Annotated in this window: 8 protein-coding genes and 1 pseudogene; 2 read left to right on the top strand and 7 right to left on the bottom strand. The window is 56.7% G+C overall.

Annotation, left to right across the window (positions count from 1 at the left end; translation table 11 throughout):
* A pseudogene (locus E2F50_RS23085) lies at window positions 1-389 on the top strand (hypothetical protein); the annotation flags it as partial.
* An 895-nt stretch (window positions 390-1,284) separates the two neighbouring features.
* Here the strand turns inward: E2F50_RS23085 and E2F50_RS22750 are convergent.
* Genes E2F50_RS22750 through E2F50_RS22740 form a run of 3 tightly spaced genes read right to left on the bottom strand, consistent with a single transcriptional unit; the run spans window position 1,285 to window position 3,859 of the window.
* On the bottom strand, window positions 1,285-3,084 hold the full coding sequence (locus tag E2F50_RS22750; protein ID WP_133318473.1) for a recombinase family protein: 1,800 nt from the start codon (window positions 3,082-3,084) through the stop codon (window positions 1,285-1,287).
* A complete protein-coding gene (locus tag E2F50_RS22745) occupies window positions 3,081-3,533 on the bottom strand; it encodes a DUF2924 domain-containing protein (RefSeq protein ID WP_133318474.1) in 453 nt (150 codons plus the stop codon). Before E2F50_RS22745 ends, E2F50_RS22750 begins: the two co-directional genes overlap by 4 nt.
* Window positions 3,534-3,535: 2 nt before the next feature.
* Window positions 3,536-3,859, bottom strand: coding sequence for a DUF3489 domain-containing protein (locus tag E2F50_RS22740; protein WP_133318472.1), 324 nt, complete (start codon window positions 3,857-3,859; stop codon window positions 3,536-3,538).
* 557 nt (window positions 3,860-4,416) lie between these two features.
* Between E2F50_RS22740 and E2F50_RS22735 the strand changes: the two genes are divergently transcribed.
* Window positions 4,417-6,669, top strand: coding sequence for an AAA family ATPase (locus tag E2F50_RS22735; RefSeq protein ID WP_133318471.1), 2,253 nt, complete (start codon window positions 4,417-4,419; stop codon window positions 6,667-6,669).
* Between the two features lie 156 nt (window positions 6,670-6,825).
* On the opposite strand, the gene E2F50_RS22730 is transcribed toward E2F50_RS22735, so the two are convergent.
* The 4 genes from E2F50_RS22730 to E2F50_RS22715 form a co-directional block, all read right to left on the bottom strand.
* Complete coding sequence (locus E2F50_RS22730) at window positions 6,826-8,205, bottom strand: enoyl ACP reductase FabMG family protein (RefSeq protein ID WP_133318470.1); 1,380 nt, start codon at window positions 8,203-8,205, stop codon at window positions 6,826-6,828.
* 517 nt (window positions 8,206-8,722) lie between these two features.
* Window positions 8,723-9,211, bottom strand: coding sequence for a competence protein ComJ (gene comJ / locus E2F50_RS22725; RefSeq protein ID WP_161974340.1), 489 nt, complete (start codon window positions 9,209-9,211; stop codon window positions 8,723-8,725).
* Window positions 9,212-9,249: 38 nt separating this feature from the next.
* Window positions 9,250-10,140: a hypothetical protein gene (locus tag E2F50_RS22720; RefSeq protein ID WP_133318468.1), complete on the bottom strand. Its 891-nt coding sequence runs from the start codon at window positions 10,138-10,140 to the stop codon at window positions 9,250-9,252.
* 364 nt (window positions 10,141-10,504) lie between these two features.
* A partial coding sequence (locus tag E2F50_RS22715) for an SDR family oxidoreductase (protein ID WP_133317888.1) occupies window positions 10,505-10,631 on the bottom strand: 127 nt, incomplete at its 5' end.

Genomic DNA, 10,631 nt, shown 5'->3' with positions numbered 1-10,631 from the left:
CTGACGTGATGCAGCAGGTGCAGATCAGCGAACAAGAGGTTTTGGCCCGGCTTGCTGATATCAATGCAAGGTTTGATACCGACCGCCCTCCCCGCCTCAAGGTTCGTGTCAAAAGCTACGGCAAGGGGCGGTTGTCCGTCGCCGTGTCGGATGGTGGCCAGCCGGCGCAACGTAAACTGATCCAGCTGAATACGGCATCTCTTGCTCATGGTGGCCTTCTGGTTGCGGCGGGCAAGATCCAAGAGATCATCACGGAGTTCTACAGTACCAACGTTGCGGCCTGGTTTGCACAGGAACATGCTAAGCATCTGCTTGATCCGGACCGCTTCAATGCAACGGCAGGGTTTAACGTGACGCTCTGGGTGCCGAGGGAACTCGTTCGGAGATAATGTGGGAGCGATGTATCTGCGGCGAGATCATCCGCCAGGCCATAATTGGGCGTGTGGTGCGTCGATTCAGCAAAATTTGTTTAAGCATTCGACGCTTAACGTAGTGGCTCGGCGCGGTAGCTTAGCTTCAGCACTAAAGGGTCATTCTTGCGCACGCTGACCGCTGGAGAATGCGTTTTCCAGGGTTTGAGCCACTCGGGCTTTGAAGAGGCTTTGAAACCGGCCCCGACCATTCCTCCTGACGAACCTCAAGGCTGAACCGACACCTTGCCATGCCCAGGCGGCCAACGCCATTGCCGTGAGCGATGGTCATTAGCACTCGCCAGCCTTTGAACCTTCGCTGCGCGCAGACTCGGATCGGCGCTGCCCGTTTACGCATGCCCACATAACGTTGTGTAACTGCAATCCGACTCCGGTTAATTGCAATCGGAAGCCGCGAGACGACAATCTCTCACCGCGTTACTGCAATTTCTTACGGCTTTGAGACGCAATCCGGCAAAACATCCGCGCGAAGAGTGCGGATTTCGCCATGCAGAAGCAGCTTAACTTCATAGGTTTGGCGAGCGCCATCTGCTGGACAAAATTCTATCTCGCTGAAATCACGAGATTTTCTTTCAGAGCGCGTGCCGATTTCCTGTAATTGGACCGCAAGGGACACACGCGAAAAAATAAATCCACAGCCAATCTCCTTTCTTTTCCCTACAGGCTAGCGCCCTCTACAAAATAACCCCGCTGTTTCAGCGGGTTGTGAGCTTAGCTGAATTCGAGAGACTGCCGTTGGCAGTCATTGGCGCCATCTTAGGGCTCCAGTCTCTGAGAGGCTTTGCCAGACTTACAGGTTGAGAAAGCTGCATCGGCTCCCGATCACGCGCTGGATGTAGAAAGTGATTTGCGCTCAGAGCGCGGCGACGATCTGGCGCTGAGCGTGCCAGTCGGATGGCATGGCATTTCCTGAGAGCCATTTTGTGGTGAAGCCCAGAGGCTGATTGCCTGCCACAACGCACTGAACGATCGCCGGCGCCAGGAAGGCTAGATCGATGATCTGCATCACCCGGCGCGTCGAGAGGCTTTCGGACTTGGCGATGTCTTCGAAGCTCTGCCCCTGTATGATCGCATCGTAGAATTGCTGGGCCTTGGCGATGTTGCGGGTCAGCACCTCGTCGCGAGATGTGTTGGCAGCGGCGCCGATGATCAGTTTGGTTTCGACGCCACGCTTGCGGTGCTGGAAGCTGGTGCTGAAGGCAAGAACGGCGGGGTTGATGGATCCTAGCGGGACCGAGATCAGCTCGGCGACACACTGGTCGATGAGCACCAGATCGATCCGGCCCTGCATGATGGTGGCCTGCTCCAGGCATTTCAGGATCAGGGGAAGATGCTTGTCGGATTCGGCTGACAACGTTTCCAGCCGATGGTGGCCTTGGGCGATCTCGGCAACGGACTTGGTCAGGGACACATCGACTGGCAGTCGCTCGATGAGGTGTCGTACGATGGCCTGCGCCATTTGGCTTTCGAGCATCTTAGCCGGAAGCCTCCAGCCCCGATCCATCATGGATTTGTCTGCCTGCTTTTTGCTGATCACCCGGTTGGAGACGTAGTAGCTGAGGCGGACACCATTCTTCTTCGTATGGCTCGGCGTGAAGTAGTCGCCGGTGTCGTCATAGAGCTTGCCAGCCAGCGGTGCGAACTTGGCAATGTTGCTGATGCCACGCTGGCGAGAAGCGAAAGCTGTAAGCTTCTCCTGGACCAGATCCCAGACGGCAGGATCGATGATCGCCGGCTGATTGCCGTCATGGATCTGCGCCCGGTGGCGGATTCGTCCGGCATACACCGGGTTGGTCAGGATGTAGTAGATATTGGTCACCCCAAACGGTGCCGGTCCGATGACGCCTGCTGGGAGGGCGTCGTCGACTGTCGCCGTTATGCTGCTGTCGATGGTCGCTGGAACACTGTCATCGCCAGAACTTGGCTTTCTGCCACGGAGCGACTTAAGGTGAGGCTTCTCGGCGCTGTCTTGGCGAGCGTGCTTGTACTTCTTGGCACCCTGCCTGGCGCGTCCTTTGGTGCGCAAGCCCAGATCGTTTGCTGCCAACCTTACCTCGTAGATCGATCCCAGCTCGAGATAGAGCTGGTAGATTCGCCTGACCGTCTCAGCATCCTCCTCGACGATCTTGAGAGACCGACCATCCGCCTCGTAGCCTAGAGGCACTCGGCCTCCCATCCAAAGGCCCTTTCGCTTGGAAGCGGCGATCTTGTCGCGGATACGTTCGGCCGTCACCTCCCGCTCGAACTGTGCGAAGGAAAGCAGAACGTTCAAGGTCAGCCGTCCCATGCTGGTGGCCGTATTAAACGATTGCGTCACTGAGACGAAGGAGGCGTTCGCCTTATCAAGGCGCTCAACCAGTTTGGCAAAATCCGCCAGCGACCGCGTCAACCGATCGATCTTGTAGACAACGATCTGGTCGACCAGGCCTGCTTCGATATCTTTCAACAGCCGCTTTAGCGCCGCCCGTTCCAGTGTACCGCCGGAGATGCCGCCATCATCGTAGTGATCCGGGACCAACACCCAGCCCTCATGCTTCTGGCTAGCGATGTAAGATGCGCAGGCCTCTCGCTGCGCATCCAGTGAGTTGAACTCTTGGCCTAAGCCTTCTTCCGATGACTTTCGCGTGTAGATGGCGCAACGGACAGACTTCATGTTCGAGCTAGTCCGAAGAAGCGCGGGCCAGACCAGGGGGTTCCAGTGACCTTGCGAGCAATGGCGCTTAGCGAGCCAAATTGCTTGCCATCCATCTGGAAGCCATCTGCCGTGACTTCGACCTGATAGATCCGCCCATTCCACTCCCGCACCAGATGGGTTCCGGCGCGCAAGGTTGCAGGAGAAGGCACCGCTTTGGCCCCCGCCTTTGGTTTTGCACCTCGTTCGGTCTCCTTCAAATGAGCTTTGAGGACATTCCGAACGGCCTTTGAATGACCTCCGAAGGCGGCCACTTGAGCCTCATAAGCAAACACCTTGCGCATGAACTCCACCGAGACGTAACGCGGTGGTTCATGATCGAACTGCTTGCGCCAGCGCTTAAGGCAGGCCTCGCGATCAAGAGCTTCGAACGACGCCACAGTTGGCGCCGTTGGGATCCTTGCGGCCATGTTCACGCTGCGTCTCCCTCAAGCGAGGTGACTGCGGCCGGTGGCGTCTGCTCCGTCGGCTTCACGACCTGGTAGACCGCCTCCCCGGTCTTCGGCGCCTTGGTGGCAAGGATGTGATGACCCTGCTTGCGCAGTCCCGACAACGCGGCCCTGACAGTGTGCGCCTGCCAGCCAAGCCGCTCGCTTAGGACCGAGATGCGCGTGCCACCTGGCTTTGTCACGAGGGCGAGCAGCTGGTCCTTCTTGGGCTTTATGGCCTTAGGCCGAGGACTTGCGGACAGTGCGGTCTCAGCCTGAGGAACGCTTTCACTTGTTGACGATGCCATTCTAATCTCCACTCTGTTGAGGCCGGGGATATTCAGCCTTGCACCGAGTGAAGCCCGAGGTTCGGGCTTTGGCATCTGCCATTCGTCGGGTTCGCCTGAAGGGAGTACTGCTTCCTTTGCGCATGGAGTCCAGTTGAAAAGACGGACCGAGCCGAGATCTAGTTGGATGCAACGGCTCTCGTTTGCGGGATGAACGGCAGACGAGTTGGATATCGGCGAGTGCAGACCGTCGTCAAAACGTGGCTAGGCTGATCGTCGGAATGGGGGCCGGGAGCGGACTGTTCGCTGTTGGAGCATTCCGCATATAAAGCTGACATTACCGGCGGAGGCACACAATAGGATCAGGCCTACTTACGCTATACCAAAAGCGGGGAGAGAAGTTTGCAGTTCCCACAGCGCAATAGTTAAGGCAATCTTATGTTCGCCTCTAAAAATGCACAAGAGAGTATCTCCTGTGTGCTTGGGCACGCGATGTGTTGCAACAATCAATTACTCGCGCAATAGTAGCTTGCCAATTGAAGGTGGCCGGGAAGCCCCAATGGTGAGGAGGGGCGGGTTTGTTTCTAAAGAAGATAACCGAGATAAAGAATGTCGGCCGCTTCAAATCGGCGCGCATCGGCGGAGGCAACTATGAGCCGTTCACGCTGATTTATGGAGGTAATGGCCGCGGCAAAACAACGCTAGGCGCAATCCTTCGGTCCCTTCGGCTCAACGACCCGAAGCTCGTCACGCGCCGGAAAACGTTCAAAGCCACATCCGATCCTTCGATTGGCTTGCTGCTCGACACGGGTCCGGCACGGTTCTCGAACGGTGCCTGGAGCGGATCCAGCCCAGACATTCACATCTTCGATCAGCAGTTTGTTAACGAAAACGTCCATGGCGGTGACCAGGTGGATGTCGAGCACCGCCGCAATTTTTATCGCATTGTCGTCGGTCCTACCGGAGTAGCTCTTGCGGAGGAGGTTGACAAGTTAGATGCCGACGCCACCGCAAAGCAGGCCGAGATAACGACTGAGAAAAAGGTGCTCGAGCAGCATGTGCCGAAGGGCTTTAAGCTCGAAGCGTTTCTTAAACTCGCTGCTGATCCCACAGTCGATAAGAAGATCGAGGACGCTACGCTTAAACTGAAGGCCATCAACGATTTAGACGTCATCAAATCCCGTAAGCTCTTGAGCGTGCCAGAGTTGCCAGCATTGCCGGAGGGTTTCGCCGCACTTCTTGCCAAGGGTGTTGACGGGATCGCGGCCGATGCGGCCGAGCGCGTCAAACAACAGATCGCGGCTCACGACTTTCACGAGGGTGGTGAAACTTGGCTAGCCCAGGGGCTGAAACATGCCACTGGTGAAAACTGCCCATTCTGCGCCAAAACGATGTCGAACAATGACCTGATCAATGCCTATCGCGGCTATTTTAGCGAGGCCTATGCGGATCACAAGAATACAATTGCCGACATGAGTAAGGCGCTCACTGGAGCATTGTCGGCAGCGGCAGCGCTCAAGTGCGAGCAGGCCTTCAAGGACGCGGAAGCTGATGCGGCTTTCTGGGAAGGCTACTGCGACCACCAATACCAGGGCTCGGAAGCGGCGACTCGGATAGTTGCCGAGATTGACGCTCTCCTCCAGGCGGCGAAGGCCGTTTTACAACATAAAACAGAAGCTCCTCTGGAAGCTGTGCCAGAGTCTGCCGATTTCATCGAAGCAAATGCGACATGGTCTTCAACCGTAAAGGAACTCAACGCCGCGTCAGAAAAGGTCGCCGCAGCAAATCAGCTTATTCAGGCCGTGAAGGAGGGAAGCGCCGCGGCAAATAAAGCCGCGGTGGAGGCGACCCTCGCGGGGCTTGAAGCCGTCCGGAAGCGGCATGTCGAGCCGGTTCTCACGCTAGCAACCGGCTACCAGAAACTACTGGATGAAAAGAAGGCTTTGGTCGATGAAAAGGACACCAAGAAAAAGGCGTTGGATATCTATGACGAGGCAATTCTTGGAGCGTATGAGGTCGACATCAACAAGATCCTAGCCACATTCGGGGCCGGGTTCCGGCTGGCCAAGTGCGGCAAAAACTATATCGGGAAGGTGCCGCAGTCGACCTACTGCTTGCGGTTCGACTCCAACGACGTCGACGTGACACGGAATGGCGAGAACGATCCGGGGTTCGACACGACGATGAGCACAGGCGACAAGAATACCTTCGCGCTGGCCTTCTTCCTCGCGCAGCTAAAGCGAGACGCAGATCTTTCCCGCAAGCTCGTAGTGTTCGACGATCCCTTCACGAGCCTCGACGATTTCCGACGCGCCATGACGGCGAAGGAGATCGTCAGGACAGGCGGCGAGGCAGCTCAGACGATCGTCCTGAGCCACGACAAGTTCTTCCTCGACGCTGTACGCGTCCTAATCCACGGCGTGGCCTATACGACGATACAAATTTCCGGGACCTCCACCGGCTCGTCAATTGAGCCTTGGAAAATCGAGTGGGAAGTAAAGGAAGGCTATCTTCAAGAACATATGTTACTTCAGGAGTTCGCCGAGGGCCGCAACAACAACGCGCGGGAAATGCGGACTGCGATGCGGCCGCTCTTGGAAAAATACATCCGCTACCGGTTTCCCAACCAAATCCTTGACGGAAAATGGCTGGGCGACATGCTGGCGATTATTCGCGCGGACGCCAGCCATCCTCTAACGCCGCAGTATAACGACTTGGACGACATCAATCAGTTCACGGCGCCTTTCCACCACGATCCAAATGCGGCTTTTGTAGACGACGAAGTCCGGACATATGCACAGCGTACTATTGCGATCGTCGGCGGATGCTGAAGCTCCTTGCGGACTATGGCAGGCTAGTTGCGTGAGAATGTCCGCTTCCAAGTTATGCTATGACTTGCCAAATGACCGAGTGGGAGGCGCATTCCTGTCGCAAGGTTCGTCGCTTCATGGCCAAAAAGTCAGCTTTGAAGGCAAGCTAGGAACCCGTCACGCCACCTCAAGGTGCGAGAATTCCCTTCCCTGCGCGATAAGCGGCGCGGGAGACTTCGAACGGGCATGGGATGCGTTAAGTCGCCGAGCCACGACATCGTGGTTGAGCCACAGGACGGGACCGGACGGTTCTGAAGATTCGCCAAAAATTAGCTGCCCGGTTGCCTTCACAACGAGACCGCTCAGGAGGTCGCTGATCATCAACTTGCTATCCCGATGCATCTGGGTGATCTCGTTGGACGTGCCGATGGTCAAATCGGCCTGTGCCTGACTGTTTGCCATGGGCCAAGCCGAAAAGTCATAGAATGGACGCATGACCTCGCTGGCCTGCATGTCTGTGATCTTCTGGAACACATCTTCCATGGTTAAGCCGTCTGCCAGAAGCTGCTGGCAGGCCTGCCACTGTTCGTCTGCCCATTGGCCACCATTTTCTCTCTTCAAAGCAAGCAGCAGCGGTATCAGGGGCAGCTCGATCCCCGTGAACACGTCAGAGGAATTGGTCCGGATTTCGGGACAGTTATAGACAGTTGCTTTGATCCCTGTCGCCCAGGCTTCCTCAGCAATGCCTTCGAGCCGCATCTTCGCATAGCCCTGAGTGTAGTTGGTGTAGGTCTGCCAACGATAGTGACCGTCAATGAGGACCGCCGATCCGTGGTAGCCATAGGCCGTATATCGCACTTGACCGCCAGAAGCTTCCATGCGCTCGCGGATCGTCGCGCTGAAATCAATCAGATGGCGAAAGGTATTTGCGGAGACGTCGTCGAAATTCTGCAGGATGAGTTTTCCCAGGTCACTGTCGATCAAGGTCTGCGACGACATGTGGCGGGTTCCGGTCCCCTTATAGATTCGGTTGGCGACGACCAGAAATGCCTTCGCCTTCGGGATGCCCCCGGCCATTGTGTGGGCGAAGAAAACATTGCGGCCAGCGGCGATCATTCCGTCGAGAACGGTCATGACTTTTGAAAGTGACTCCGTAAAACGCGCAGTAGCGATGTCGCGGCATTGCCCGACATAGTCCCAGTCGAGCTTGTCGTGTTCCCAGCTCTCAAGCGTCATCTTCGCCAGGAGATCGGTGGGAGTTGGGCCGTCTTCGGGCGCATCGAGATCGAAACCCGCCATAAGAGGTATGTTGATGATCCTGCCGCCCAGCCGGGTCTCGGCCGAAGACAGTTCTTCGGCGTCGAGCGGCCGCAGCGCGTTGTTCTCGTCGCGCCTCCCGACGGTGATCCCCACTATCTCCATTCCAGCCCGTCTAGCTTCCTCAAGCAAGCCGGTGGCGTATCCGCGGCCGAACAGTTCGCCGAAGAGTACGAAAACATCGCCTTTACGGAAGACCGTGTTCTCGGAAAGGCGATTCAGTGCAACCGGATTTTCCATGCTGTCACCTCTTTGATTCGTGTGTCGTCGAGCAATCGCTCTTACGAACTTTCACAAAGACATGACCGCACTGGTACAGAATGGGAACTCATTTTCGGTGACCGTTCATCTCAGAACGTGATGTCGGTGCCTGCTGTTCCTACAATGCGGAGAATTCCCAAGGCAGTGAGATAGCCGCGCCGATACCGAAACAAGTTCGCTACAAACGCTCTTCCTATGGATGCTTGCGAAGCTATTGACGCTGTCTGAGGCTCAATGTTGGGCGTTCGATCACTGTCGAATTGATCCATCGGCGCGTTCCCGGACGTGACCGCTCGACCAGCAGACTGACAGCTTCCAGGAACTAACGCGGGTGGTGTGAACGACTGGCATGGGGGCGCAAAGCGGAAATGATTTCCGCTCTGGCCTGCTGATGAGTACGGGGCCGGAAGCGGTCATCGGTTGTCGCAAAAATCGAGCGTAAAGCTGTGACTTTTGCGACAGGGCTTATCGACAAGATTTGGGGAAAGGCGATCGATCACGAGGCCGGTTGGGCTTCCAGATCGATCGGCAACGATGTGTCCATGGCATCATCCGCTTTGCAAATCTCGAAGACGGGGTCATCGTGTTTAACGAATTTTAGTCGGACCGCGCAGTCATAGGGCTGGTCATCATCAACGCCGCCCGGCAGCAGATCGAATAATAGCTGATATTTTACACCGCCTGGCACCGAAATGTTTATCTCTTCAGTGATTGAGCCAACGGCAGTCAAGCTTCCTTTGCCAACCTCGAAGGGCGCCATGATCGTCCTTCGAGGCTCGCCGAGAAGTGTCGTTGGGTCAGTACCCTGAAGCACTTCCACAAGACACATATCACCATCAGGCACACGGAAAGAGACGCTCTTGGCACGCCAGGAGAACCCTTGCGAAACGTGGCGCGGCCGCCATTCGTTGAAGGGACTATCGAGATCGGGGTCGAATACCGCGACTTGCTGGTTGCTAACAAAAAGTCGAAATTTCTCAGCCACTCTACCTCCAATTGGTAGATTTCTCCAAATCCGCCCGACTATGCACAAGGACACGCGAAGCGCATCCATCTATCCCCGTTGTAGCGAAGCACCTCGTCATATCCGAACGACCAGAGCACATCGTCCACCACCTGCAGGCGATGAGCGCCGCGGATACCGGGCAATAGGCCAGTGTCGACCTTGGACAGGCGACCCTCCGACCAATTATATAGTGAGGTCGCCGAACTCAGCCAGACCTGTCCGCGAAACAGCGCGACGGAGAGGAATTCCTCGTCGCATTCGAGATCGCCTGCCTGCGTGAAGCCGGTTGTGGCATTGCCCCTAAGCAGGGCGCCATTTCGGCCGCATACCCAAACGGTTCCATCCTGATCCGCTTCGATTGCATTCAGCCATTCGCCCGAAGGGTTGACCGCGGTCAACCACATATCGCCATTGCGGGAAGCGCGGGAATAGATGCGACCCTCACCCCCCATTCTGGTAACGGCATAGAACATTCCGCCGGACAGGCACATGCCGGTTATATCGTAGTCATCGCCGGGCGCGCCTACGATCCCCTGGTCGAAATGCTCCCATGTCGCCGGCGCTGTACGCCGGTAGATCTGGCCAGCATAACCGTAGGCGTATAGCTCTCCGCCGAGTTGGCGGATACCGCCGACATATCCAAGCTTCAGCGATGTCGGCTTGGAGAGACCAGCATCGGGGATATCCTCGATGACGCGATTCTCGAGGTGAAACCAGACCTTTCCCTCTTCCGAAATGCAGACAAAGGCCGGCCGATCCATCGCTTCAGAGCGGAAGCTGCAGACATCGACGAAAACGTCGTTGCAATCCTCCAGCCCCCATTCCGGCTCGGACCGGGCATCGTCGAGGACGATGATCTTGGTCGGCGAATCGAATGGATCGCTTTCCCCGACGTAGGCAAGGAACATCGCCAGATCCGAATATTTGGCATATCCACTGCGGAAACGTATCCGGCTCATCACCTGACCTCACTTCCAACCGCGCTTGCGCTTCGACCGAAAAGCCTTTCTGGCATATCGGCAGGATGCGCGAAAGTCGCAGGAGGCCGGATCTGGTCTACGCCGGGTTTCCGCTTCGGAACAAGTCAGGCTCTCGTCTGTTCGCAAAAGTCCCAGTTGGAGCGACACGTGTTTTCCTAACTTTTGCGACAGCGCAGACTAGGGAGTTTCGGGAAGCCCGCAATGACCGCTTCGGAGGCGCATTCCTGTCAGGGCGACAGTTTGCCTAAACCAGCTAGATTGCCCACCGGACCCATGCCATCGCTCCCGGAGGTCAGGCTCCGAAGCCGCCGTCGATTGTGTGCATCGCGCCGGTGACGAAGCTGGCCTCGGGTCCAGCCAGCCAGGAAACCATTCCCGCGACGTCCTCAGGACGACCGTGGCGCTTGATGGCCATTACA

The sequence above is a fragment of the Rhizobium deserti genome (assembly GCF_004358025.1).
GTDB lineage: Bacteria > Pseudomonadota > Alphaproteobacteria > Rhizobiales > Rhizobiaceae > Neorhizobium > Neorhizobium deserti.
Note: the sequence above shows the minus strand (reverse complement) of the source record. Positions and strands in the feature narration are given on the sequence as shown.